Raw genomic sequence first — 25,504 nt, forward strand, 5'->3', positions numbered from 1 at the left:
AAAAGATCATGCTCGAACAAAAGAGTTGAAAGCAGCTCGATGCCTTATGATCTCGTCATCCGCCACGCGGCGCTGATCGCAGGTGACGGCTCGAAGCCGTTCGAGGCCGATATCGCAGTCACCGGCGACCGCATCGCCGCCATCGGCCGGCTGGGTGACGCGCAGGCAACCGAGGAGATCGATGCAAAGGGCAAGGTGGTGGCTCCCGGCTTCATCGACGTGCATACCCATGACGACGGCGCGCTGCTTGCTCCGCGCGGCATGGACCCGAAGATCAGTCAGGGCGTGACGACGGTGATCGCCGGCAATTGCGGCGTCAGCCTCGCGCCGCTGCTGCTCGACAAGACCCCGCCGCCGCCCTTCACCCTGGTCGGCGGCCGCGAGAATTTCCGCTTCGACCGTTTTGCCGATTATGTCGCGGAACTGAAGCGCCGCGGCATCGCCACCAACGCTGCCCTGCTTGTCGGCCACACTACTCTGCGCCAACGCTGCATGCCGGTGACCGACCGTCCAGCCAAAGAAGCCGAAACGGCGGCGATGCAGGAAGCGGTCGCCGAGGCCATGGCCGAGGGCGCGTTCGGCCTCAGCACCGGGCTCGACTACCCGCCGGCCGTCAACTCCTCGACCGACGAGGTCAAGGCTTTAGCGGCCACCGCCGCGCAGCTCGGCGGTCCCTATGTCACCCACACCCGCAACTATTTCGAGACGATGGACGAGGCGATCGAGGAAGCGATCGACATCGCCGATCATGCCGGCGGCAAGCTCTTCATCTCGCACCACCAGTGCACGGGCCGCGCCAATTGCGGCAAGAGCCGGCCCTCGCTGGAGAGGATCGACCGGGCGCGCGAGACGATGGACATCGGCATGGACGTCTACCCCTATGCCGCAAGCTCGACGGTGCTGCGGCTGGAGCGCTGCGACACCGGGCTGAAGATCCTCATCACCTGGTCCGATCCGCATCCGGAGATGGCGAGGCGCGAGATCGCCGATATCGCCCGCGAATGGGACTGCACCGAGCGCGAGGCCGGCGAGCGGCTGCTGCCGGCGGGCGCGGTCTACTTCCAGCTCGATGAGGACGACGTCCGCAACATCATTGCCCATCCGCGCACCATGATCGGCTCGGACGGCCTGCCGCACGACATCCACCCGCATCCGCGTTTGTGGGGCACATTTCCGCGCGTGCTTGGGCACTATGCGCGTGACATCGGGTTACTCACCCTGGAAGAGGCCGTGTTCCGCATGACCGGGCTGCCTGCGCGCGAATTCGGCATCGAGCAGCGCGGCATTCTGGCGGAAGGCAATTTCGCCGACCTCGTCATCTTCGATCCCGAGACGATCATCGACACCGCCACTTTCGAGGAGCCGCGCCGCCCGGCCGCCGGTATCGAGCATGTCTTCGTGAACGGCGTATCGGTCTGGCGCAAGGGCCGAGCCACCGGAGCGCTGCCGGGCGCGGTTCTCAAGCCCTCGGCTTCAAAGGCGATCGTCAGAGGCCCATGCGGCTGCGGCGCCGATCACAGCGCCTCGTAAATGCGGTCGACGCTTTCCAGCGTGTAGGCGAACTCCACCGGCCGGGTGCAGCGCCAGCCGTCGAAGGACTGGCCGGCCAGCGCCTTCAAGGCTTCGGGCAGGCGCAATATGCCGCCACCATAGAGCCGGTTCGCCATGTCCAGCATGCCGGTGCGATGCATGGCTTCCGTCATGCTGCCGCAGGCTTCTTTGACCAGCCAGACGCGAAAGCCCTGATAGACGGCATCGAACACGCTTGCGGTCACGCAGCTGTCGGTCAGCACGCCGGCCACCATAAGGTTTTCGATACCAAGCGTGGCGAGCCTTTGCGAAAGATCGGTCCGCCGAAAGGCGCTCGGCCAGTGCTTGTGGATGACAATGTCGCCGGATGCCGCCGCCACCTCGGCGCAGATCGCAGCGCCTTCGCTGCCGGCCACCGCGGAGCGGAATTCCTCGGTGAGTATCTCCTCCTGCCGCGCATAGCCGGCGCGTTCCTCCGGCCTCACCCAGGCCTGTGCATGGATGACCGGCACGGCCGCCTTGCGGGCGGCTTCGATCAGCGCAGCGGTGTTGGCAAGCACCGTGTCATAGCCGACAACCGGCCATGCCGCGCCGGGACGATATTCGTTCTGCAGGTCGATGATGAGCAAGGCAGTCTTGGCGAGGTTCATGGCTGATCCGGGTTATCGAAGTCGGTGACGAAACGCAAAAACAGCCGGATCGCCTGATCGAGGTCGGCGATCTCCATGCTCTCATGCGGGTTATGGCTGCCGTTCTCGTTGCGAACGAAGAGCATCGCGGTCGGAATGCCTGCGCCGGCGAAGGTCGCCGCATCGTGCCCTGCCCCACTCGGCACATGCGGCGCCCGCATCTGCAGTTCGGTGGCGGCGTGGTCGAGCCTACTGAGCAGATCCCGGGACATCGTCGCCGGCTCCCAGGTGAAGCGCGGCCCGGACTCGAAAGTGACGCCGCGTTTGGCGCCCACCTCTGCGAAAATCGCCTGAAGCCGCGCCTCGACCCGCTCAAGAACGGCCGCCTCGGCGCTGCGCACATCGAGCGTGAAGCCGAGCTCGCCCAGAACCCGGCTGCCGCCATGCTGCGTGGGATCGGACTGCACGCGGCCGAAGGTGATGGTGGCCTCATGCCCTTCGCGCTCGAGCGCGTCCCACTCCACTTCGAGACCCGCAACCAGATCGGCAAAGCCGAGCACACTGTCATGCCGGGCGAAACGCGGCTCGGCGCCCGAATGGGCGTAGGCGCCGAGGCATTTGGCGTCGACATAGCGGAAACCGCCGGCAATCCCGGTGACGATGCCGACCGCCGCTTCGGCGGCGACCAGGCGCGGTCCCTGCTCGATATGCACTTCGACGAAGGCCGCGATCCGGCCAGCATCGATGCCGGGAACGCCACGCCGCACGGCATCCGGGTCGAATCCCTCCTCACGCATATGATCGGCGAGCGTGCGGCCGCTATCGGAACGCCTGGCTTCGAGCGCCTGCGGATCGAGCAGGCCAAGCACCGCCTGGCTGCCGGGATAGGAGAGCGGAAACCAGACCGCTTCCTCGGCGCGAGTCGCCAACACGATGAGATCGCGCTGCAATCGTATGCCCTGTCGGACGAGCTCAGCCATCACAGCCAGGCCGGCGGCGACACCGGCGGCGCCATCGAAATTGCCGCCATGCGGCACGCTGTCGAGATGCGAACCGATGACGATCGCCGGCAGGTCAGGGTCGCGGCCGCCGAGCGTCAGATAGAGATTGCCGGCCGCGTCGGTGCGCGCGACCGCGCCGAGCTTCTGTGCCTCCTCACGTACGAGATCGTGGGCGAAGCGCTCACCCAGTCCGTAAGCGACGCGCGTGATTCCAGGCGGGTCGGTCGTGGCTTGCGCGAGTGTCTCCAGGAGACGCCCGGCCAGCCTGCCGCCGGCCGTCAGTGCGGCATTGCTCATGAAGCGACCTGTCGAGCTTCCCCCTCGGCACCGCGCAGCCGGTGCGGTGTCAGATCGTTCAAGGAAACGCCCTGCCTTGCGACATCGTCCGGCAGGCCGCCACCCGCGATCAGGCTGGCGCAGACGCGCGACAGCGCCGGCGAGGTCTTGATGCCGTAGCCGCCCTGCCCGACCAGCCAGACGAAATCGTGAAACTCGTCATCCGGCCCGACCACCGGCGACCCGTCGGCGACGAACGTCCTGAGGCCTGCCCAGGAGCGCGACACGCGCTGCACCTCGATCGTCGTTGCCCGTTCGAGACGCTCGGCGCCGATCGCGACATCAATCTCCTCCGCAAAGGCGTCCATCGGCACCGACGGCGTTGCATCGGCGGGAGAAACGAACAGCTGCCCGGCATCCGGCTTGAAATAGAACTCCGCGCCGACATCGTTGACCAGCGGCCAATCGGTGATATCGACACCTGGAGGTGCGGGAATATTGAAGGCGGTGCGGCGCTTCGGCTGCAAGCCGACCGGACCCACGCCCGCCATCAGCGCGATCTCGTCGCCCCAGGCGCCGGCCGCATTGACGATCAGCGGTGCAAGGAATGTGCCCGCTTCCGTCTCGACCCGCCATTGGCCAGCCTGCCTGCCGATGCCTCTCACGCCGGCTTTAGTAACAATGCGCGCGCCGCGCGCCCGCGCGCCGCGCAAGAAACCCTGGTGCAGGCCGTTGACGTCGATATCCATCGAATGCGGTTCGATATAAGCACCGGCCAGGTAATCCCGGCGCAGCACAGGCACGCGCGCGATCGCCTTGGCCGGCGTCATCGCGACGATCGAGGGAACGAGCGCCTGCGCGGCTGCAAGGTCCTCGCGCAACAGCTCGAGCTGATCGGCGCGTGCCACCGTGATCATGCCGCGCCTGCTCAGCAGCGGATAATCGCAAAAACCAGTCGGCGGCTCGGTCAGGAAGGCCCGGCTTGCGAGCACGATGCGGCGGATGACGCCATTGCCGTAATTCTCGGTGAAGCTTGCCGCCGAGCGGCCGGTGGTGTGATAGCCGCAATGGCTCTCCCGCTCGAGCAGCACGACCTTCCTGTCGCGCGAAATCTCAAAAGCAGCGCCGGCGCCGGCCATGCCGCCGCCGATGATGATCACGTCGGTTTGTTCGCTCATGGACACCCATCCGCCAATACGGTTCCCCCCACGCTGCGCGGCACGGCGGGCGGCTCGCCCAGCCGGCCGCGGCGCGCACGATCGCGGGCGCCCCGCCCTTCAGCCAGATTGTCGGCCAGCGAATTCTGCGAGGCACAGTCCCGCAATGCGAGGTCGCCGACAAAAGGCACCGGCTTGCCGGCGATGGCCATGCCCGTCAGCCGCGCCCAGACGGCGCGCCGTTTGCGCACCTGATGCGATTGCAATTCGCTGATCTCGGCGATCCCGCTCTCCCGCTTGATCTCTAAGGCGCCCGCCTCGACGGCCGCGTCGAACAGCTCCAACCCACGCTTCGTTCGCACGATGATACCGTTGAGCGGCTCGTCTTCGACCGCCGGTCCGCCATTCAGCCAGGAATCCGATACCGCGATATCCGCCACCTGGCCGATGGCATCAGGACAGATCTTACAGCGCGGCTGGATCATCCATTTGTCCTCGTCTTCCCAGAGCTGCCGATAGCTGATCTCGAAGGCGCGGCCGTCTTTGGTTTCGATCCGGTTGAGGCCCGGATTGCCGTGTCCTCGGTAGCGGAAGAGAGACAACTCATCCTCGCTGAGGCCAAAACGCTGCAGCACCTGCTCCGACTTCGTCAGGTCCGAAGCACCGCCGCAGACGAAGGCGAGCGCATAGCGCATATGCTCGTCGACGCGGCGGTCGAGCCGCGCCAGGTTGCGCACCGCCGTGATATCGCAGGGCTTGGCGATTAGCGCGAACGGCTCGCCGCGATCGAGGATGTCGCTGAAATCGACCAGCGTCGCCGCCGGGCCATAGCGCGAGCCGGCGCCTTCGAGCACCGAAGCGGCGTCGAAGCTCAGCTTGCGTTCCGTCCGCATCGGCATGGAGCGCGAGGCCGCGACATGCAGCACGAATTTGACCCGGCCAGTGTCGAGCAGGAATTGCCCGAGCGCCGTCAGCGTCCCGCCGCCGGAACCGACGAACCGCACCCTGGGATCTCCGGCGGAACCGAGCACCAGCCGTTCGACCGGTCCCCAGACCGCGTCCGCCAACGCGGCCGCATTCATCTGCGCGGGTGGCGGACCGGCGATCCGCGTTCCCGGGCAGACGGCGTTGATCTTTGCCAGTATCGGCTTGTCCAAGGCGTGCCTCGCCACCGGCCGCTCGCGCCCTTCCGGCGTCATCACCATGTCGACGTCGTCGGCACCAGCGATCGAACGGCAGAGGCCGCAACCGATGCAGAGGCCGTTCTCGACGATCTCACTCAGCGTCAGCAGATCGGTCCAGGGCATCGTGTTTTGGCTTCGGCTTGTTTCGATCAGGCCCATCGCGATCTCAGACCGGTTCCGAAATGCGCCGGTACTGATCGGGACGGCGGTAAAGCGCGAAGTTGAAATTCACCTTGCGACAAGTCTCGATCAGGTCGAGATCGGCGCGATGGACGATGACCTCGTCGTCGAGCGACATCGCCTGCGCGGCGATCTCGCCGGTCGGCGCGATGATGCAGGAGCCGCCGATCAGCGCCTGGCCGTCCTCCAGCCCGGCCTTGGCAGCGGCGCCGACCCAGAGCGTGTTCTGGTAGGCCCCGGCCTGCATCGGCAAATGGTTGTGGAACATTCGGAGATGCGCCAGCGCGGGCGCCTCGTCGAGCAGCAGAGGCGTGTTGTAGCCGAGCAGTGCCACCTCGGCGCCGTTGAGGCAGAGCATCCGATAGGTTTCCGGCCAGCGGCGGTCGTTGCAGATGGCAAGGCCGACACGCACGCCACGATAGTCGAACACCGGAAAGCCGAGATTGCCCGGTTCGAAGTAACGGCGTTCGAGATGCGTGGTCGTGCCCGCTTCCGGCTCGCTCGACCCCGGCACATGCATCTTGCGGTAGCGGCCGATGAAGGCGCCGTCCGGCCCGACCAGATCCATCGTGTTGAAATGCCGCGTGCGCCCCTCTTCCTGCGTTAGTTCGCAATAACCAAGCGCGAAGCCGACTTTCAGGCGCGCGGCGGCATCATAGAGCCGCTGCGTCTCCGGGCCAGGCATCGAGGTTTCGAAGAAGGCGTCGATCTCGGCCTGGTCGTCGATGCACCAGCGCGGGAAGAACGTGGTGAGCGCCATTTCCGGAAACACCGCGATCTCGGCGCCGGTGGCTGCGGCTTTCTCAAGCAGATGCACCAGCCGCCCCACCGTCTCGGCGCGCGTGGCGCTCCGCTGGATCGGTCCGGTCTGGCAAACGGCGATGGTCAGGCATCGAGCCATGGCGTCCAATCCTCGACTGGTTTTCTGAGATGCGCCGGATCGGCGGCGGTCCGCGCCACGAAGCGCCCGAAGCCCGGCTCCGCCTGCAGCTTGCCGTCGGCGACCACCGGCACACCACGCACCAGGACGGTGGTCGGCTTGCCGGTGACAACCCTGCCCTCATAGGGCGTGAAATCGACGCGCGAATGCAGCGCCTGGTGTCCGAGCGTCCAGCGCGCCGTCGGATCCCACAGCGCCAAATCCGCGTCGAGCCCGACGGCGATGCTGCCCTTGCGATCGGCGAAGCCATAGATCGCGGCAGCATTGCGCGCGGTGAGATCGAGATAGCGCTCGAGCGTCAGCCGGCCGGTGACCAGCCCTTCCGAAAACAGCAGCGGCAGGCGTGTCTCGATGCCGGGAATGCCGCTCAGCGTCGTGGTGAAGCCGGGCGCTTCGGAACGGCCGATCTTGTCGGCGAAATAGTACGGCGAATGGTCGGACGACCAGAGGTCGATGCCGCCACCGATCAGCTCTCGCCACAGATGCTCATGGCTGCGCGGCGAGCGCGGCGGCGGCGAGAACACGAAGCGCGCCGCATCGATTGCCGGCCGGTCGAGATCGGCAGCGCCGAGAAAGAGATATTGCGGACAGGTCTCGGCAATGGCATCGACGCCCCGTGCCTTCGCCCGCGCCACCTCCTCGGCCGACTGCCAGGACGAGACGTGGACGATGGTCATCCGCGCGCCGGTCATCTCGGCAAACGCCAGCGCGCGATGCGTCGCCTCGCGCTCCATCGTCTCGCTATGGGCGACCACATGGTAGCGAATGTCGGTGCGGCCGAGATCGATGAGCCGCTGGCGCGTGCGGCGGATCGCGGCGTCGTTCTCGGCATGTACCATGACGATCCAGCCGAGGCGCCTTGCCGTATCGAGAACCCTGAAGAACAAATCGTCGTCGACGGCAAAACCCTGATAGGTCATGAACAGCTTGACCGAGGCGATGCCACGCTGGGCAAGCTGGTCGAGTTGGGCCTCGACATCCGCGCCGGTGCCCGTGGTGACCACGGCATGCAGCCCGTAGTCGATTACGGCGCGTCCCGCCGCGCGCTCCAGCGCGCGGTCGATGGCGCCGATTGTCGTCATGTCCTGTCCGGGCATGCCGAACGGCACGATGCAGGTGGTGCCGCCGAAAGCCGCGGAGATCGTGCCGGAAGAGAAGTCGTCGGCATTGCCCGCCCCACCCCAGACCGGCTGGTCGAGATGGCAATGCGCGTCGATGCCGCCGGGCATCACCCAGCGGCCGCCGGCGTCGATCGACTTTTCGCCGGAGAGGCCCTTGCCGATGGCGGCGATGCGGCCGTCGTCGATACCGACGTCGCATTCGGCCCAGCCGTCATCGAGCGCCACGCGCCCGCCTCTGATCACCAGCTCATGCATTGGCCAGCTCTTCTATCAAATTGGCCTCGCCGGCCGGCTCAGCCGACTGCCGCCGTGACCATGATTTCGACGCGGTATTGGTCGCCGGCAAGCCGCGCTTCCACCGTGGCGCGCACCGGCATGGCGCTCTTGTCGATCCAGGCGTCCCAGGCAGCATTCATCATCTCGAAATCGGCGATATCGCGGAGCCATATCTGCGCGCTGAGCAGCTTCGACTTGTCGGTGCCGGCCTTGGCGAGAAGCGCATCGATCTTGGCCAAAATCTGCTTGGTCTGGCTGGTGGTGTCGCCGGAAAGATCATCCGCCGTCAGGCCGGCCACGTAGACGGTGCCGTTGTAGCGGAGCACCCGGCAGAAGCGTTGTCCGTTTTCCACGCGTTCGATCGTCATGCTGTTCCCTTCCGCTGGTTTCCATATCTGGTTTTTGCCTATGGTAAGGAGGGCGCAAAACGGCTGTAAAGCCCGCGCCGGGCCGAGACGCCGCTTTCCTTTGCCGGCATGGCCAAAAAAATTTAAGCCATAGCCGCGTCAATCTTCGTTTGTGGCAATCGCCGCAAAGTGTAGCTTCTGCTCGGGCTGCCGTCGGTCAACGGTGCCGCCAGGGAGCCGCCGCAGCCGCATTCATGAGGTCGATCGCTCAATCCGCGATGAGGCTTTGGCACAATGCAGAGCGCTCCCGCGCCATGCTGCCGATCATGGTCGGCATCTGCCTTGCTTGTATCGGCAGCGCCATGCTGACCACAGCCGTGTCGCTGCATCTCGGCAAGCCCGGCATTTCTCCCCAGGTCGTGCAGATCGTGCTGACCGCCTATCCTGTGGGATTCCTCATCGGATGCCTAGTCACGCGCCCGGCCGTTGCCCAATACGGCCACGAGCGCACTTTCGTGGCGATCCTGGTGCTGGCGCTGCTCGCGGCGTCCGGCTTCGTCTTCACCGATTTCCTGCCGAGCTGGATCTGCTTCCGCCTGCTCGGCGGCCTCGCGATGGCGTCGCTGTTCGTCGTCTGCGAAAGCTGGATCAACCTCTATGCCGAGCATCACAATCGCGGCGCGCTGTTTTCGATCTATATGCTGACGACGGCGATCGCCGTGCTGCTCGGTCAGGTGCTGGTCGCAATGGTCGGTCCGCAATCGCCGCATCTGTTCCTGGTCGCGGCGGCAACGGTCTTGTTGGCGCTGGCCTCCAAATTCGTCGGGGGACGCTGGCCGGCGCTGCCGGCCACCGATTCGGAGCATGCAGGCTCGGCAAGGCCCGTCAGGCGGCTCGGTCCGCTGGCGCTGTTCCGGCTGGCCCCGGTGACGGTCGTCGCCATCTTCCAGGGCGGCATCACCAATATGAACATCTTCGTGCTGACGCCGATCTACGGCACGCAGATCGGGCTGTCGGCGGCAACGACGGTCGGGCTGGTCACCACCATCAGCATCGCCGGCATGCTGGCGCAGACGCCCGTCGGATGGCTGTCGGACCGGTTTGAACGGCGCATCATACTGCTTGTCCAGGGCATCCTGTCGGTCACGCTCTGCGCCGCGATCGCCTGGCTCGGCAATTCTTCGGTGCCGCTGCTCTTCGTGCTGTTCTTCATCTACGGCGGCACGGCGCTCACCGTCTATCCCGTGGCAATGGCGTTCGGCGCCTCGCAATTGCACAGCCGGCATATGGTCGGCGCTTCCGGCACGCTGCTCCTGCTCTATTCGATCGGCAATGTCGCGACGCCTGGCATATCCGCTAGCTTGATGGAGCACATGGGCGCGCCGGCCATGTTCCTGCTTCTGGGCGGCGGCGCCGTGCTGGTGACGATTGCTGCCTGCTACAATCTCTTGCGCCGGCCGGTCGTCGCGCCGGCGATGCAGGCAATCGAGGAGCGCGCCTGATGACGGATGCAGCAACGAACCGCCTCGAGGGCAATGTCATCCTGATCGCAGGCGCGGCCAGCGGCATCGGCGCGGCAATCGCCCGCCGCTGTATTGCCGAAGGCGCAAGAGTAGTCTGCGCGGATTACGATCTCGGGCCGGCGACCGAGCTTGCCGAAGCGCTCGACCCTGCCGCCGCGGCCTGCCAGTGCGATGTGACGAGGGCTCCCTCCGCCGAAGCGGCCGTCGCGTTCGCCCGGCATAAATTCGGCCGCCTCGATGGACTGGTGCACAATGCCGCGGCGCCCTCAACCAGCGCCACCGTCGTCGATCTCGACGAAAGCGCCTGGCGGCACGAGGTCGATGTCGGCCTGACCGGCGCTTTCCTGATGAGCAAGTTCGCCGTGCCGCTGATTGCGGCGAGCGGCGGCGGCTCTGTCGTCTTCATCGGCTCGCAATTTGGACGCGTCGCGACCACCAAGGCCGTGGCGTATTGCGCCGCCAAGGCCGGGCTGATTCACCTCGCCAAGGCGATGGCCGTCGATCACGCGCCGGACAAGATCCGCGTCAACAGCCTGTCGCCGGGCGCCGTGGCGACGACGCGGCTGCTGCGCCGGTTCGCCGATTTCGAAGCGGCCAATGCCGGCCTTGGGCCTGCCCACCTGCTCGGCCGCATCGCCGATCCCGACGAGATCGCTGCGGCGGCGGCCTTCCTGCTTTCCTCGGACGCATCCTTCGTCACCGGATCCGACATGCTTGTGGACGGCGGCTATGCGACGCGCTGAACCCGAAACCCTTTCAGAGGAGTTCCCATGACCCTGCTCGTCACCGGCGGCACCGGCTTTGTCATGAGCGTGGTTGCGCGCGCATGGCTGGACCGCGATCCGCAAGCCCGCGCCGTGATCCTCGACCGCTCAGGCCTCGACGCGGCCGCCGAAAGACATTTCGCGCCGGTGCGCGACCGGCTGACGGTGATTTCCGCCGATATCCTTGACCCGAAAGCCTGGTCCGCGAGGCTCGACGAGCAAGGCATCACGGCGATCGTCCATGGCGCGACGATCACGCCGATCTCGCGCGGCAGCGCCACGGAGGCAAAGCGCCAGCCGGAGGCCGAAGACCCGGCCCGCATCGTCGACGTCAATCTGATGGGCACCGTGCGCATGCTGGATTGGGCGCGCGCGAGACCAGGCCTCCAGCGCTTCATCTATGTCAGTTCCGGTTCCGTCTACCGCCACAACGGGCCCGACTGGAGCGGTGAGCCGCTGCCGGAAGACGGTTATGTCGCGCCGCTGACGCTCTACGGCATCTCGAAATTCGCCTCCGAGATGGTCACCAACCGCTATGCCGACCTGTTCGGCCTGTCGGCGGTTTCGGTGCGGCTTGCTTCCGTCTACGGCCCGATGGACCGCGCCACCGAGAGCCGCAATTTTCGTCATGTTCCCAACCGAGTCGCGCATATGGCTTTGGCCGGCGAGACGATCAGGCCGAACAGCCTGGAGCCCGTCGGCGACTATGTCGCCTCGACCGACGTTGCCGCCGCGATCCTCGCGCTGATCGATGCGCCGCGCCTCAACTACCGCCACTACAATATCGGCTCCGGGTCGAGCCAGACCATCGGCGAGATCATCGGCTGGGCAGCCGAACGCGTCCCGGAACTGAAGGTGGAGGTGACGCCGGGCGAAGACGCCAATATCGTCCAGGATGTGGCGCTGAAAGGCGGCATGTGGGGCGCCTATGACATCGCCCGCATCATGCGCGACACCGCGTGGCGGCCGCGCCCCGGCAAGGAAGCCTTCCACGCCTACATGGACTGGATTGCCGCCAACGAAAGCTGAGCCAACGAGATCAGAGGAGACCGGCCGATGCCGACCGATCCGCAGCAAGCGCAGCAGCCGCGCGACTTTGTCGGCTATGGCCCGCATCCGCCCTTCGTCACCTGGCCGGGCGGCGTCAAGCTCGCTGTCAACCTCGTGCTGAACTACGAAGAGGGGTCGGAGTACAACTGGCTGGAAGACGGCCGCAACGACAATTGGGGCGAGTATAATCTCGCCTCGAGCCCGCCTGTACGCGACCTCGGCACCGAGACGCATTTCGAATATGGCAGTCGCGCCGGTGTCTGGCGCCTGGCCAGGCTGTTCGACGGCTACGACGTCCCCGTCACCATCTCCGCCTGCGCCGTGGCGCTGGAGCGCAACCCGCCCTTCGTCGAATGGATCAAGAGTCGCCGCCACGACCTGCTCGGACACGGCCTGCGCTGGATCGACTACACGACGATGGAGCGCAGCGAGGAGGAACGGCACCTGCACGAGGCGATCGCGCTCTACGAGAAGCTGCTGGGGAAGCGTCCGCTAGGCTGGAACTGCCGCTCGCTGCCCAGCGTCAACACGCGCGACCTTCTGGTCGAGGAGGGCGGCTTCCTCTACCACTCCGATCCCTGCAACGACGACCTGCCCTATTTCCTCGACCACAGGGGCACCGAGATCATGGTCGTCCCCTATTCCAAGACACTCAACGACAGCCGCTACCTCGTCGCGCCGGGCTACGGCAATCCGCGCGACTTCGCCGAGGACTGCCGCTCGGCCATCGACTATATGCTCTCAGAAGCCGACGAGACTGGCGGCCGCATGCTGACCATCGGCATTCACGCCCGCTGGACGGGCCAACCCAACCGGGCATCGGGCCTGCGCGAGGTGATCGAGCATGTCCAAAAGAGCGACGGCGCCGCCTTCATACGCCGCGAGGACATAGCCCGCTTCTGGCACGCGAATCATGCCCGCTTCGAGCAGCGCGGCTGAGAGATGTTCGACACGCTGATCCGCGATGGAACGGTGGTGAATGCCGACAGCCTCGGCCGCGGCGATATCGGCATTGCCGCGGGCAAGGTCGCGGCAATCATCGCGCCCGGCGAAGCCGCCGAAGCCAGGACGGTCGTCGACGCCTCCGGCTGCTTCGTGCTGCCCGGCCTGGTCGATGCGCACGCGCATCTGCGCGACCCTGGCCTGACCCATAAGGAGGACTTCTCTTCCGGCACCCATGCGGCGGCGCTCGGCGGCGTGACGACGGTGCTCGACATGCCGACCGACGAGCCTTGGACCGCGACGGCCGAGCAACTCGCGGACAAGATGGCGATGACCGAGAGCCGCATCCATGTCGATGTCGGCCTGCAGGCCGTGGTCAGCCGCGACCTGTCGCTCATTCCTCGCCTGCTCGACCTTGCGCCGGTGTCGTTCGAGCTATTCACCGCCGACGTGCCGGATGCTTTCCTGTTCGCAACGCTCGACGCGGTTGCCGAGGCGGTGAAAGCGTTTGCCGGCGCCAACACGCTGATCGGCGTCTCCCCCGGCGACCAGTCGATCCTGACAGGTAGCTCCGAGCGTGATCGCTCCGGCACCATCACCGCCTTCCTGGACAGCCGGCCGTCGCTGGCTGAAGCCAACGGCATCGCCCGCGCGCTGGTCGCCGCGGCCTCGATCGAGGCAAGAATCCATGTTCGTCAGATCAATTCCGAACTGGGTGTCGAGACCTGGACCCGGCTTCGCGGCATAGCTGACGCCAGCGTCGAGACCACGCCGCAGAATCTGTTCTTCACCGCTGGCGATTACGAAACACAGGGCGCCAATCTCAAGGCTTCACCGCCGTTGCGCTCGCCGCAGGATGTCGACGCGCTGCGCGCCGCGCTGGGCGCGGGCTTGATCGACATTGTCGCTACCGATCACGCCCCGCACGCGCCGAACGAAAAAGCGGCGGCTTATGCTACTTTCGCCGACATCCCGGGCGGCATGCCGGGATTGCAGACGCTGCTTCCAACGATGTTGAGACTGGTCGACGACGGGCTCATCGCGCTGCCCGATCTGGTGCGTATGTGCTCCCGCAATCCGGCCGAGCGCTTCGGCCTCGGCCGGCGCAAGGGACGCATTGCGGCCGGCTACGATGCCGATCTGCTGATCCTCGACCCGCGCCGATCCGGCATCATCGCCAACGCCGAGCAGGTCTCGCGGGCCGGCTACACGCCGTTCGACGGCTGGACCGTGAAAGCGCGGCTGGCCGGTGTTTTCCTGCGCGGCCGCGAGATCGTGCGCGAAGGGCGGCTGGTCGGCCCGGCGCAAGGGAAGATCGTCACCCGGGAAAGGTGAACACCATGGCCTTGCTCGCAGACAAAACCGCCATCGTCACCGGAGCGAGCTCCGGCATCGGCCGCGCCATCGCGCTCAAATTCGCAGCCGAAGGCGCACGCGTCGTCACCGCCGACACAGTGGAACAGCCAATCGAAGGTGGCGAGAGTACTGTGGATATGATCCGCTCCGCCGGCGGCAATGCGGTCTACATGAAAACCGACATCTCGGACTGGAGCGCCGTCGACGCCCTTGTCGGCGCAGCCATCGATCGCTTCGGTCGGCTCGACGTGATGGTGAACAATGCCGCGATCTACACCAGCACCAACCTGATCGAGACCACGCCGGAACAGTGGAACCGCGTCATCGGTGTCAATCTGACGGGCTTCTTCTACTGCAACAAACGCGCCGTCATGCAGATGCTGACCCAGGCACCGGTCAACGAGGTGCGCGGCCGCATCGTCAACATCTCCTCGCAGCACGGTATGGTCGCCTGCCCCGGCGATTTTCCCTACTCCGTCAGTAAGGGCGGCATCGTGCAGATGACGCGGCAGATCGCGGTCGACCACGCCGACGACCTGATCGTCTGCAACGCCATCGCTCCGGGCAAGATCATCACCGGCAAGCCCGGTGTCGCCAACGACCCCGACGCGCTCGACTATTCGCGCCGCCGCACGCCGTGGCCGCGGCTCGGACATCCGAACGACGTGGCGGGCGCGGCGCTGTTTCTCGCCAGCGACATGGCGAGCTACGTCACCGGCATAAACCTGATGGTGGACGGCGGCTGGATGGCGGGCTGACGGCTGCCAGCGGGGCCGCCGCCCGGCATTCGGCGAACAGGAACCTTTGCGGAAACCACCCGTTGACCCTGCTGCGAGGGGGTCAACGATTCTGGGTTCCGTTGCCTTGGACGCGAAAACCGAAAGAAAAGAGCGCGAAACCGCTCCCGCCGAAGAAGCGCGGGCTCAGCCCCGGTCCGACCAGCAGCAATGGCCGCCGAGCGACGAAAAACGCGTGGAAAACGAGCGCGCGGACGATAAGCGTGCGCAAGACACGCAGGCGAATGACAGTCCATCCGACGGCAATAAACCCGGCCTCATCAGACGCCATCCCTACATAGCGGCGATCGTGGCCATCCTCATCCTGTTGGTCATCGCGGCCGTGGTCATCTGGTGGATCAACGCACGGCAGTATGCATGGACCGACGACGCCTTCATCGACGCCCGCACGGTGACGGTCGGCGCGGAAATTGCCGGGCGCATCACCGATATCGCCGTCACCGACAACCAACCGGTCGAGGCCGGCACGGTGCTTCTGCGCATCGACGACAGCGATTATCAGGCCTCGCTCAAACAGGCGGAAGCAGGCGTGGTTGCGGCGCGGGCCGATATTGCCAATGTGCAGGCCCAGACCGAGGCGCAGAACGCCAAGATCGATGCCGCCGAAAAGCAGGTGGCGCAGGCCCAGGCGGCGCTCGAATTCGCCAAATCCGAGGACCAGCGAAACCGTGAGCTCCTGGCCAAAGGCACCGCGACGCAACAGCAGGCGCAGCAGGCTGCTTCGACCCTGCGCCAGGACCAGGCGGCGCTGGACACGGCCAATGCCAATGTCGAGGCGGCGAAAAGCCAGTTGGCTGTTCTGCAGGCTCAAGGCAAGAGTGCCGAAGCCAAGCTTCGGCAGGCTGAGGCCACCGAAAACCAGGCCAAGATCACCCTCACCCGCACCACCATCACGGCGCCGGTCGCAGGCCACGCCACCAACATCACGGCGGCAAAAGGCACCTATGCGCAGCCTGGCCAGGTGCTGATGATGTTCGTACCCAACGAGGTCTGGGTGAAAGCCAATTTCAAGGAGACGCAGCTCGCCCTGATGCGACCGGGCCAACCAGTCGACATCGCCATCGACGCCTATCCGGAAAAGACCTTCCATGGCCATGTCGACAGCGTCCAGGCCGGCAGCGGCACGGCGTTCAGCCTGCTGCCCGCCGAAAACGCCACCGGCAATTTCGTCAAGGTGGTGCAGCGCGTGCCGGTCAAGATCGTGTTCGACCAGCCGCCCGGCGTCTATCTCGGTCCCGGCATGTCGGTGGTGCCGACGGTCAAGGTGCGATGAGCGATGCCGCGACAGCCCAGGGAAACGAAAGCCGTTCCGCCGCCGGCGGGCGCAATCCCTGGCTGATCGCGATCGTCGTCTCGATCGCGACCTTCATGCTGGTGCTCGACACCTCGATCGCCAATGTCGCACTGCGCAACATCGCCGGCAGCCTGGCCGCCGGCATGGACGAGAGCACATGGGTGATCACCACCTATCTCGTCGCCAACTCCGTCATCATTCCGGTCAGCGGCTGGCTGACCAGCGTCATCGGCCGCAAGCGCTATTACATGATCTGCGTGGCGACCTTCACGCTGTCGTCGCTGCTGTGCGGGCTGGCGCCCAATTTACCAACGCTGATCGCCTTTCGCATCCTGCAGGGGCTCGGCGGCGGCGGCATGGCGCCGAGCGAGCAGTCGATCCTCGCCGACACGTTCCCGCCTGAGAAACGCTCTCAGGCCTTTGCGCTTTACGGCATTGCGGTAATCGTCGCGCCGACGGTCGGGCCGACCATCGGCGGCTGGCTGACCGACAATTTCTCATGGCACTGGATCTTCTTCATCAACGTGCCGTTCGGCATCATGTCGCTGACGCTCGTGCAATGGCTGGTCATCGAGCCCGACATTCTCGAACGCGAGCGCCGCGAGCGGTTGAGCAAGGGGCTGAAGGTCGACTGGATCGGCTTCATCCTGGTGGCGATGGCACTCGGCTGCCTTGAAGTCTTTCTCGACGAAGGCCAACGCAACGACTGGTTCGCCTCGACCTTCATCACCACTTTCGCCGTGATCTCGGCGGTGTCGTTCCTGCTGCTTGTTCCGTGGGAGTGGACGAGGCGCGATCCGATCGTCGACATCCGTCTGCTTTTCAGCCGGCAGTTCGGTATGTCGTTCCTCGTCATGATGGCGGTGGGCGCCGCGCTCTTCAGCACCACGCAGCTTTTGCCGCAGTTGCAGCAGACGACCTTCGACTACACCGCCACCCTTTCCGGTCTGTCGATGATGCCGGGCGGCATCGTCATGCTCATGCTGATGCCGGTCTCGGGCTTTGCCGCCGGGATGGTTCAGCCGCGCTATCTCATCATGTTGGGCATGGCGGTGGTCGCGGTCGCGCTCTGGCACATGACCTCGCTGACGCCGGACGCCAGCTTCGGGTTCTTCGCCTATGCGCGCATCTATATGATGATCGGCCTGCCGTTCCTGTTCATCCCGATCTCCACCGCCGCCTATGTCGGCCTGCCGCCGCAGAAGACCGACCAGGCGTCCTCGCTGATCAATGTCGCCCGCAACATCGGCGGCAGCATCGGCGTGTCGCTATCCAACACGGTGATTGCCCAGAACACCCAGTTCCACCAGTCGGTGCTGGTCGGCCACACCGCGCAATCGAGCGAGACCTATCAGCAGACGCTTCGCCAGGTGACGGACCATTTCGTCGCCGAGGGTTCGCCGCTGGTCGAAGCCAGGCAGCAGGCCGTCGGCTGGATCGGACAGGAGATCGGCCGCCAGGCTTCGCTGCTCGCCTATGTCGATGTCTTCTTCTATTGCGCGATCGTCACCGCGCTGCTGGTGCCGTTTGCACTGTTGCTGCGGCCGCCCAACCATGCGCCAGCGAAGCGTTAGCTATTCCATTGTCCGGAGCTTGCGCCTTAGCGTCCTCCGCGCCAAGCTGGCGATCTCTGGAGGAATCTCATGCGCAACATTGCGACATCGGCGCTGCTTTTGGCGGCGGCATTTTTCACGACCAGCGCGAACGCACTGGACAGCTCGAACACGCCGGTCGTGGTGACGCCGCTGGCGTCCAGGACCACGACCGCGTCCGGCCAGCCGATCACGCTGCCGCAGAAGAACGTCGAGGTTCAGGTCTCATCCTATCAGATCGCGCCGGGCGCGACGCTGCCGGTGCACAAGCACCCCTTCCCGCGCTACGCCTATGTCGAGCAGGGAACGCTCAAGGTCACAAATGTCGAGAGCGGCGCCAGCAACACCTACAAGCCCGGCGACTTCATCATTGAAATGATCGGCCAGTGGCATCAGGCCACCAACATCGGCACCGATCCGGTGAAGCTTCTGGTGATCGACCAGGTCGAACAGGGCGCCAAGAACACGATCCTTAAGCAGTAGCCGGCAAGACACGCCCGAAGCGGGCCTCTCACCTCATCCCCAGGCGCCCACCGGTTGCCGCGTGGTGGCGTTCAGGCGGTTGAAGGCGTTGATCAGCGCGATCTGGATCACCAGGGCGGCGAGCGCCTTGTCGTCGTAATGGCGCGCGGCCTCTCCCCAGACGTCGTCCGGCACCGCGTCGGAACGGTCGGCTAGGCGCGTCGCGGCCTCCGTCAGCGCAAGCGCTGCGCGTTCGGCGTCGGTGAAATATGGCGTCTCCCGCCATGCCGAGACGGCGAAGATCCGCTCGTCCTTCTCGCCGGCCTTCTTCAGCTCGCGCGCGTGCATGTCGACGCAGACGGCGCAGGCATTGATCTGGCTGGCGCGCAGGTGAATGAGCTTGCGCGTCACGTAAGGCACGTCGCCCGCTTCGGTCGACTTGTCGAGCGCCAGAAGCGCCTGCAGCGCGCCGGGAATGAGCATCACCGGGTTCTTCAATCTCGCTTCCATCGTCGGTCTCCTTGGTTCGTCCGCATCAATCAATAACTTTTCAGTTATGAGTTATCCATAACTTCGCGGTTATGCATTGTCAAGCGTCTTCCAAGCTGGACCGATCGTTGCGGCTTTCGCGGCGACGCGCCCGGTGCTAGGGCTGCCCCATCTCCTCGAACCATGGATGGGAACCGGTGGCGGACACGCAAAAACCCCTGATCGAAATCTGCGTCGAAGGCATCGACGGGTTGCTCGCCGCGCAGGCCGCTGGCGCCGATCGGGTAGAGCTCTGCGCCAGCCTGATCGAAGGCGGCATCACGCCGAGCCTGGGCACGGTGCGCGCCGCGCTCGAAAGCGCCACCATCCCCTTCCACGTCATCGTGCGCCCGCGCGGCGGAGACTTCCTCTACAGCGAGGCCGAATACCGCTCGATGCTCGCCGATGTCGCAGCGCTTCGGGAGCTCGGCGTCGCCGGCGTCGTCGTCGGCTGCCTGACCGCCGACGGCGCCATCGACGAGGCGCGCATGAGCGCGTTGGTCGAGGCCGCCGGCCCGCTCAACGTCACCTGCCACCGCGCCTTCGACATGACGCGCGATCCGGCCGAGGCGCTCGAAGCCCTGATCCGCTGCAAGGTCGGCCGCGTGCTGACCAGCGGCCAGCGCGACACGGCGGTCGAAGGCGTCGAGCTACTGGCGGAGCTCGTCCGCCAGGCGGGCGAACGCATCATCGTTCTCGGCTGCGGCGCCCTGGCGCCCGATACGATCGGTGAGGTACGCAGGCGAACGGGACTGACCGAGATGCATTTTGCGGCACTTGCTGACGTGCCCAGCGCCATGCGCTACCGCAATCCCAATGTTGGAATGGGTGGCACCGACCTCGATCGCGAATACCGCAACACGGTGACCGACAAGGCCAAGGTCGCGGCAACGATAAAGGCCGCGAGATCTTGACGGTGAGGACAATGACCAGGGAATTGCTGCCGATCGAACAGGTCTCGCCCGCCGACGAGGCCATTATACTCGCGCTCAACAACGAGCATGCGGCGGAACTGTCCTGGCTCGAGCCGGAACGACTTTCATTCCTGCTCGCCGAGGCTTTCTACACCCGCCGCATCGGCGCGCTTGAAGCCTTCATCCTGTGTTTCGACCAAGACGCAAGCTACGACAGCCCGAACTTCCTCTGGTTTCACCAGCGCTATCCGCGCTTCGTCTATGTCGACCGCGTGGTGGTCGCAGCCGCGGCGCGCGGCCGCGGCCATGCCCGCCGCCTTTATGAGGATCTGTTCGAGCAAGCCCGGCGTGCCGGCCATACGATCGTCACCTGCGAGGTCAATGCCGATCCGCCCAACCCGGCATCCGATGCCTTCCACGCCGCGCTCGGCTTCACCGAAGTCGGCGATGCGGTGATCCATGGCGGCAAGAAATCGGTGCGCTATTGGGCAAAGCCAATCGCCGCCTGAGCGGCGCCGCGACGCTGGCCAGGAAAACAAGCGGAAGCTAATGTGGCTGCTCCGCTGGTTGGGGCGACATCATGGCAAGCAATGTCTTCCGCTTCGACGAAAGCTGGGACATCCCCGAGGGGCACGCCGCAGGAAGTCTGGGACGTGCTGTCGGACGCCGAGCTCCTGCCGCTCTGGTGGGGCGATGCCTATAAGGAGGTCGAGCCGCTCGACAAGAAGGGCAAGGGCGTCGTCGGCGCCCGTGCCAGGGCCAGGGCGCGCGGCGCCCTGCCCTATGAGCTGAATTTCATCATCGAGGCCGCCGAGCTCGAGCCCGGACGGTTGGTGGTCGTGAAGACCTTCGGCGATTTCGACGGGCTGTGGCGGGCCGAACTGTCGCCGTCCGGAGGCGGCGACCTGATTTGGCAGGTCACCGTCGAAAGACCGATTCTCAAACTTCTGGCGCCGCTGCTCAGACCCGCCTTCGCCTGGAATCACCGCTGGACGACCCCGCGCGGCGAAGCCGGACTTCGCCGCTATCTCGCCGCGCGACGAGCGGCGAAACCTGCTTGATCACCAATTGCGGTTGAGCCAGCTGCGGGCGGGCTTTTCGACGATGTAGTAGCTCGCGAGGGCGCAGGCGAACACCGCCGCCAGCATCGGGATCGGCGCGCTGCCGCGTTCATCGACGAATTTGTAGAAAGGCTGCTGCCAGAGATAAAGCGAATAGGACCACAGCCCGAGCATCACCATCGGCCGCGATGACAACGGCCCTTTCAGAATGCCGCCGGCGAAGTCGAGCGTGTTGACTGCCAGCGCCAGAAGCGGCACGGCGAGGGTGTAATGCAGGGGCGTCGGGATTGGATTGCTGAACAGCAGAACGCCGGCGGCCGCGGCCGCGAGAGCCACATGCCGGCTGTTCAGCAAAGCCGGCAGGCGCCCGTCTGCCTTGAGCAGGCAGATCGCCGCGGACAACAGAATCGAGGCGATATGCACGTCGGTGCGCCAGTAGGTGGTCTCGTAGCCCATGCCGAGAATCCCGTACGAAATCGCGCCGTTGGCCATTGCCAGCAGCGCCAGCACGACCAGCAGCCGCACGACGTTCGCCCTTCCGGTCACCACCACGCTGATCAATGCGAGCAGGATATAGGAATGCTCCTCGACACAGAGCGACCAGATATGGTCGAGCGCGCCGGCGCGGTTGATGAAGATGCCGGCATAATTATAGGTGAAGGTCAGCGCTGTCAGCGCCGCCTTCCATTTGAAGGCGATAAAGGTGCCGGCAAGCCCGGTCATGGCGGCGATCACGAACACCAGCAGCGCGGGATAGATGCGCGAGAAACGGCGCTTGAAGAATTTCTTCAGCGGAAAGCGCTCGATGAACAGGATCTCGCCCATCAGCCGGCCGCTCAGCACGAAGAAGAACTCGACGCCGAGGACGCCGAGATTGATTCCCGGTACCGGAAAGAAATGGCCGATCAGCACGAGCGCGATCGACAGGCCTCGCCAGCCGTCGAGATAGGCAAGTCTCGCCCTGGCTTCCCTGTCGGCTGCGGCCCGCGGCAGGACGACGGATGCTGCGGAGATGTCGGTCATACCGTGCCTTCGCGACTCGACGTCCGTATGCGCAGCGTCGCCCGCGTCCGGACCATTTGGTATTCCCGCCGCATTTATTTTGCAGTGCGGGATAAATTTGTGCAAGTGCGAAGCCGCGGTCTGACCGGCGTTTTCGGTCAAACCTTTGTTATGGCAAAGAAAAGGGGCCGAGGCGGCCCCTTCTTTGATCCACGGCACCGCCGCTCAAGCGTTGGCCGCGGCCACGGCGCGCTTGGCCATCACCGCGATCAGATTGGCGCGATAGTCGGCGGAGGCATGGATATCGCTCATAAGCCCCTTTGCCGGCACTTTGAGGCCGCCGAGCGCAGCGGCATCGAAATTCTTCGCCAGCGCCGCCTCTATTTCCCTGGAGCGGAAAACGCCGTCCTCGCCTGCGCCGGTCACCGCCGCCCTCACCCCGTCCTTGCCCTTGGTCACGAACACGCCGACGATGGCGTAACGCGAAGCCGGGTTGCGGAATTTCTGGTAGGCCGCCTTGGCCGGAGCGGTGAAGCTCACCGCGGTGACGATCTCGCCTTCCTTCAGCGCCGTCTCGAACAGGCCCTTGAAGAATTTATCCGCCGCGATCTCGCGCTTGTTCGTGATGATCGTCGCGCCCAGCGCCAGCAGCGCAGCCGGATAGTCGGCCGCCGGATCGTTGTTGGCGATGGAGCCGCCGATCGTGCCCTTGTGGCGCACGGCCGGATCGCCGATCAGCGATGCCATATGCGCAAGCGCCGGGCAGGCCTTCTTCAGCTTCTCGTCGGTGGAGACGTCGTAATGCGTCGTCGCGGCGCCGATGGTGACCGTCTTGCCGGACACCTTGACACCTTGCAACTCCTTCAGCCGCGAGACATCGACGAGGTCCGAAGGCGCAGCAAGCCGCGTCTTCATCGCCGGGATCAGCGTCATGCCGCCGGAGAGCAGCTTGGCGTCGCCGTTCTTCAGCAGCTTGGCGGCGTCGGCGACGGAGGTGGCGCGGTGATAGTTGACTGAGTACATGGGATCCTCCCCTAAAGTGGTTAGGCAGTAGTGAGTAGCCAGTAGTCAGTAGATCCGCTGCCGGAGGTGGCGCGGTTCCCTATTCACTACTCACTACCCCCTATTCACTCATTTCGTCGCACGGATAGTTGCCCACACCGTCGCGGGCGACGCCGGCATGGGAATATCGACGACGCCGAGCGCATCGGTGATGGCGTTGATGACCGCCGGCGGCGAACCGATGGCGCCGGCCTCGCCGCAGCCTTTGACGCCGAGCGGATTGCCGGGGCATGGCGTGTTCGAGGTCGAGACCTTGAAGGACGGCAGATCGCCCGCGCGCGGCATGGTGTAATCCATGTAGCTCGCCGTCAGCAGTTGTCCGTTGCTGTCGTAATGCGCGCCTTCCAGCAGCGCCTGGCCGACGCCTTGGGCGATGCCGCCATGCACCTGCCCTTCGACGATCATCGGATTGATGATGTTGCCGAAATCGTCGGCCGCGACGAACTGGATGATTTCCGTCAGCCCAGTCTCCGGGTCGATCTCGACCTCGCAGATGTAGCAGCCGGCCGGGAAGGTGAAGTTGGACGGATCGTAGAAGGCGGTTTCCTTCAGCCCGGGCTCCATGCCGGCCGGCAAATTGTGGGCGGTATAGGAGGCAAGCGCGACCTGGAACCAGGGCAGGCTCTTGTCGGTGCCCGCGACCTTGACCTCGCCGTTCTCTATGACGATATCGCCCTCGTCTGCTTCGAGCAGGTGCGCGGCGATCTTCTTGGCCTTGGCTTCGACCTTGTCGAGCGCCTTGACAATGGCCGACATGCCGACGGCGCCGGAACGCGAGCCGTAGGTGCCCATGCCCATCTGCACCTTGTCGGTGTCGCCATGCACGATCGAGACGGAGTCGATCGGCACGCCGAAGCGCTGGGTAACCAGTTGCGCAAAGGTCGTCTCATGGCCCTGGCCATGGCTGTGCGAGCCGGTAAGCACCTCGATCGTGCCGACGGCATTGACGCGCACCTCCGCCGATTCCCAAAGACCAACCCCGGCGCCGAGCGAGCCGACCGCCGATGACGGCGCCAGGCCGCAGGCCTCGATGTAGCAGCTCATGCCGATGCCGCGCAGCTTGCCCTGCTTGGCGGCCTCGGCCTTGCGCCTGGCGAAACCTGCATAGTCGGCCGCCTTCATCGCCGCGTCGAGCGATGCGTTATAGTCGCCCGCGTCATAGGTCATAATCACCGGCGTCTGATGCGGGAAGGACGTGATGAAGTTGCGGCGTCTGAGTTCCGCTGGCGACACGCCGAGTTCGCGCGCCGCGGTTTCCATCATCCGCTCGAGCACGTAGGTGGCCTCCGGCCGCCCTGCGCCGCGATAGGCATCGACGGGCGCGGTGTTGGTGTAGACGGCGCGCACATTGGCGTGGATCGCCGGGATGTCGTACTGGCCCGACAGGAGCGTCGCGTAGAGATAGGTCGGCACGCAGGACGAGAACAGCGACATATAGGCGCCGAGATTGGCTATTGTGTCGACCTTGAGGCCGGTGATGCGGTTGTCCTTGTCGAAGGCCATCTCCACCGTCGAGACATGGTCGCGGCCATGTGCATCCGACAGGAAGCTTTCGGTGCGGTCGGCGACCCATTTGACCGGCACGCCGATCTTCTTCGAGGCCCACAGGCAGACGATCTCTTCCGGATAGATGTAGATCTTGGAGCCGAAGCCGCCGCCGACATCCGGCGCGATGACGCGCAGCTTGTTTTCCGGGGCGACATTGTAGAAGGCGCTCATCACCAGCCGCGCGACATGCGGGTTCTGCGACGTCGTCCAGCAGGTATAGTGATCCTCGGCCTTGTCGTAATGGCCGAGAGCCGCGCGCGGCTCCATCGCATTCGGGACCAGCCGGTTGTTGACGATCTTCATGCGCGTGACATGGGCCGCCGACTTGATCGCCGCATCGGTCGCCTTGGCGTCGCCGAGCTCCCAATCGAAGATCAGATTGTTCTCTGCCTCTGCATGGATCTGCGGCGCGCCGGGTTGGATCGCCTTCGTGGCATCGACCACGGCTTTCAGTTCCTTGTAGGTGATCTCGACCGCTTCCGCCGCGTCGCGGGCCTGGCCCTTGGTGTCGGCGACCACGATGACGACCGCGTCGCCGACATAGCGCACCTTATCGACGGCCAAAGGCGACCACGCGCCCATCTTCATCGGCGTTCCGTCCTTGGAGTGGATCATCCAGCCGCAGATCAGATTGCCGATGCCGTCGGCCTTGAGTTCCTTGCCCGTGAGCACGCCGACGACGCCTGGCATCGCTTCAGCCTTCTTCACATCGATCTTCTTGATCTGCGCATGCGCGTGCGGACTGCGCACGAACACGGCGTGCTTCATGCCGGGAACCACCATGTCGTCGACATAGCGGCCGCCGCCGGTGATGAACCTCTTGTCTTCCTTGCGCGCCACGCGGGCGCCGACGCCTTCGATACCCATGGGAAATTCCTCCGGAATTTTAGGGGAGTAGGGCAGTAGGGGAGTAAGGCAGTAGGGAAATCGGTGTGTCCTTCACCTACTCCCTTACTGCCTTACTCCCC

At 65.2% G+C, this 25,504-nt stretch carries 24 protein-coding genes; 13 read left to right on the top strand and 11 right to left on the bottom strand.

Going from position 1 to position 25,504, the window contains the following annotated elements:
• Positions 1-39: 39 nt before the first annotated feature.
• Positions 40-1,530 carry an N-acyl-D-amino-acid deacylase family protein gene (locus tag ACVMIM_RS24490; protein WP_476115033.1) on the top strand — a complete coding sequence of 497 codons (1,491 nt, stop codon included), beginning with the start codon at positions 40-42 and terminating at the stop codon, positions 1,528-1,530.
• Here ACVMIM_RS24490 and ACVMIM_RS24495 read toward each other — a convergent pair.
• The 7 genes from ACVMIM_RS24495 to ACVMIM_RS24525 are packed head-to-tail and all read right to left on the bottom strand — an operon-like array spanning position 1,515 to position 8,662.
• Entirely contained in the window at positions 1,515-2,180 is a 666-nt protein-coding gene (locus ACVMIM_RS24495) for a cysteine hydrolase family protein (RefSeq protein WP_476115034.1), read from the bottom strand. The two genes, ACVMIM_RS24490 and ACVMIM_RS24495, sit on opposite strands and share 16 nt — an antisense overlap.
• Complete coding sequence (locus ACVMIM_RS24500; protein WP_476115035.1) at positions 2,177-3,457, bottom strand: Zn-dependent hydrolase; 1,281 nt, start codon at positions 3,455-3,457, stop codon at positions 2,177-2,179. The genes ACVMIM_RS24495 and ACVMIM_RS24500 overlap by 4 nt, the downstream gene beginning before the upstream one ends.
• Positions 3,454-4,614 (bottom strand): NAD(P)/FAD-dependent oxidoreductase, encoded by a 1,161-nt coding sequence (locus tag ACVMIM_RS24505; RefSeq protein WP_476115036.1) that lies wholly within the window; start codon positions 4,612-4,614, stop codon positions 3,454-3,456. The genes ACVMIM_RS24500 and ACVMIM_RS24505 overlap by 4 nt, the downstream gene beginning before the upstream one ends.
• Positions 4,611-5,900, bottom strand: coding sequence for a Coenzyme F420 hydrogenase/dehydrogenase, beta subunit C-terminal domain (locus ACVMIM_RS24510; protein ID WP_476115038.1), 1,290 nt, complete (start codon positions 5,898-5,900; stop codon positions 4,611-4,613). Before ACVMIM_RS24510 ends, ACVMIM_RS24505 begins: the two co-directional genes overlap by 4 nt.
• Before the next feature lie 43 nt (positions 5,901-5,943).
• A complete protein-coding gene (locus tag ACVMIM_RS24515; protein WP_476115040.1) occupies positions 5,944-6,858 on the bottom strand; it encodes a nitrilase-related carbon-nitrogen hydrolase in 915 nt (304 codons plus the stop codon).
• Positions 6,843-8,273 (bottom strand): dihydropyrimidinase, encoded by a 1,431-nt coding sequence (gene hydA / locus ACVMIM_RS24520; protein WP_476115042.1) that lies wholly within the window; start codon positions 8,271-8,273, stop codon positions 6,843-6,845. Before hydA ends, ACVMIM_RS24515 begins: the two co-directional genes overlap by 16 nt.
• 38 nt (positions 8,274-8,311) lie before the next feature.
• A complete protein-coding gene (locus tag ACVMIM_RS24525) occupies positions 8,312-8,662 on the bottom strand; it encodes a RidA family protein (protein WP_476115043.1) in 351 nt (116 codons plus the stop codon).
• Between the two features lie 233 nt (positions 8,663-8,895).
• Between ACVMIM_RS24525 and ACVMIM_RS24530 the strand changes: the two genes are divergently transcribed.
• The 9 genes from ACVMIM_RS24530 to ACVMIM_RS24570 all read left to right on the top strand — a co-directional run bounded on the left by ACVMIM_RS24530 (position 8,896) and on the right by ACVMIM_RS24570 (position 18,442).
• Positions 8,896-10,143, top strand: a complete 1,248-nt coding sequence (locus tag ACVMIM_RS24530; RefSeq protein ID WP_476115045.1) for an MFS transporter — start codon at positions 8,896-8,898, stop codon at positions 10,141-10,143.
• Positions 10,143-10,907, top strand: coding sequence for an SDR family NAD(P)-dependent oxidoreductase (locus ACVMIM_RS24535; protein ID WP_476115046.1), 765 nt, complete (start codon positions 10,143-10,145; stop codon positions 10,905-10,907). Before ACVMIM_RS24530 ends, ACVMIM_RS24535 begins: the two co-directional genes overlap by 1 nt.
• A 27-nt stretch (positions 10,908-10,934) precedes the next feature.
• Positions 10,935-11,957 carry an NAD-dependent epimerase/dehydratase family protein gene (locus ACVMIM_RS24540; protein ID WP_476115048.1) on the top strand — a complete coding sequence of 341 codons (1,023 nt, stop codon included), beginning with the start codon at positions 10,935-10,937 and terminating at the stop codon, positions 11,955-11,957.
• A gap of 27 nt (positions 11,958-11,984) precedes the next feature.
• On the top strand, positions 11,985-12,917 hold the full coding sequence (locus ACVMIM_RS24545; RefSeq protein ID WP_476115049.1) for a polysaccharide deacetylase family protein: 933 nt from the start codon (positions 11,985-11,987) through the stop codon (positions 12,915-12,917).
• A gap of 3 nt (positions 12,918-12,920) precedes the next feature.
• Positions 12,921-14,255: a dihydroorotase gene (locus ACVMIM_RS24550; protein WP_476115051.1), complete on the top strand. Its 1,335-nt coding sequence runs from the start codon at positions 12,921-12,923 to the stop codon at positions 14,253-14,255.
• A 5-nt stretch (positions 14,256-14,260) separates the two neighbouring features.
• Positions 14,261-15,034: an SDR family NAD(P)-dependent oxidoreductase gene (locus tag ACVMIM_RS24555; protein WP_476115052.1), complete on the top strand. Its 774-nt coding sequence runs from the start codon at positions 14,261-14,263 to the stop codon at positions 15,032-15,034.
• A gap of 214 nt (positions 15,035-15,248) precedes the next feature.
• Positions 15,249-16,346 (top strand): HlyD family secretion protein, encoded by a 1,098-nt coding sequence (locus tag ACVMIM_RS24560; protein ID WP_476115054.1) that lies wholly within the window; start codon positions 15,249-15,251, stop codon positions 16,344-16,346.
• Positions 16,343-17,941: a DHA2 family efflux MFS transporter permease subunit gene (locus tag ACVMIM_RS24565; protein WP_476115055.1), complete on the top strand. Its 1,599-nt coding sequence runs from the start codon at positions 16,343-16,345 to the stop codon at positions 17,939-17,941. The genes ACVMIM_RS24560 and ACVMIM_RS24565 overlap by 4 nt, the downstream gene beginning before the upstream one ends.
• A gap of 69 nt (positions 17,942-18,010) precedes the next feature.
• A complete protein-coding gene (locus ACVMIM_RS24570) occupies positions 18,011-18,442 on the top strand; it encodes a cupin domain-containing protein (RefSeq protein ID WP_476115057.1) in 432 nt (143 codons plus the stop codon).
• A 33-nt stretch (positions 18,443-18,475) separates the two neighbouring features.
• Here the strand turns inward: ACVMIM_RS24570 and ACVMIM_RS24575 are convergent, their stop codons facing one another.
• Positions 18,476-18,931: a carboxymuconolactone decarboxylase family protein gene (locus ACVMIM_RS24575; protein ID WP_476115059.1), complete on the bottom strand. Its 456-nt coding sequence runs from the start codon at positions 18,929-18,931 to the stop codon at positions 18,476-18,478.
• A gap of 176 nt (positions 18,932-19,107) precedes the next feature.
• Between ACVMIM_RS24575 and ACVMIM_RS24580 the strand changes: the two genes are divergently transcribed.
• From ACVMIM_RS24580 to ACVMIM_RS24590, 3 genes are all read left to right on the top strand, one after another.
• Entirely contained in the window at positions 19,108-19,863 is a 756-nt protein-coding gene (locus ACVMIM_RS24580) for a copper homeostasis protein CutC (protein ID WP_476115060.1), read from the top strand.
• A gap of 11 nt (positions 19,864-19,874) precedes the next feature.
• Positions 19,875-20,372 carry a GNAT family N-acetyltransferase gene (locus tag ACVMIM_RS24585; RefSeq protein WP_476115062.1) on the top strand — a complete coding sequence of 166 codons (498 nt, stop codon included), beginning with the start codon at positions 19,875-19,877 and terminating at the stop codon, positions 20,370-20,372.
• A gap of 144 nt (positions 20,373-20,516) precedes the next feature.
• On the top strand, positions 20,517-20,924 hold the full coding sequence (locus ACVMIM_RS24590) for an SRPBCC family protein (protein WP_476115063.1): 408 nt from the start codon (positions 20,517-20,519) through the stop codon (positions 20,922-20,924).
• Here the strand turns inward: ACVMIM_RS24590 and ACVMIM_RS24595 are convergent, their stop codons facing one another.
• The 3 genes from ACVMIM_RS24595 to ACVMIM_RS24605 form a co-directional block, all read right to left on the bottom strand.
• Positions 20,925-21,947 (bottom strand): acyltransferase family protein, encoded by a 1,023-nt coding sequence (locus ACVMIM_RS24595; protein WP_476115065.1) that lies wholly within the window; start codon positions 21,945-21,947, stop codon positions 20,925-20,927.
• Positions 21,948-22,151: 204 nt separating this feature from the next.
• The gene (locus tag ACVMIM_RS24600; protein WP_278047923.1) at positions 22,152-22,949 is read right to left on the bottom strand and encodes an FAD binding domain-containing protein; all 798 of its coding nucleotides are present in this window, start codon (positions 22,947-22,949) and stop codon (positions 22,152-22,154) included.
• 108 nt (positions 22,950-23,057) lie between these two features.
• Positions 23,058-25,403, bottom strand: coding sequence for a xanthine dehydrogenase family protein molybdopterin-binding subunit (locus ACVMIM_RS24605; protein ID WP_476115066.1), 2,346 nt, complete (start codon positions 25,401-25,403; stop codon positions 23,058-23,060).
• Positions 25,404-25,504: the final 101 nt, after the last annotated feature.

It is taken from the genome of Mesorhizobium sp. USDA 4413, assembly GCF_056280365.1.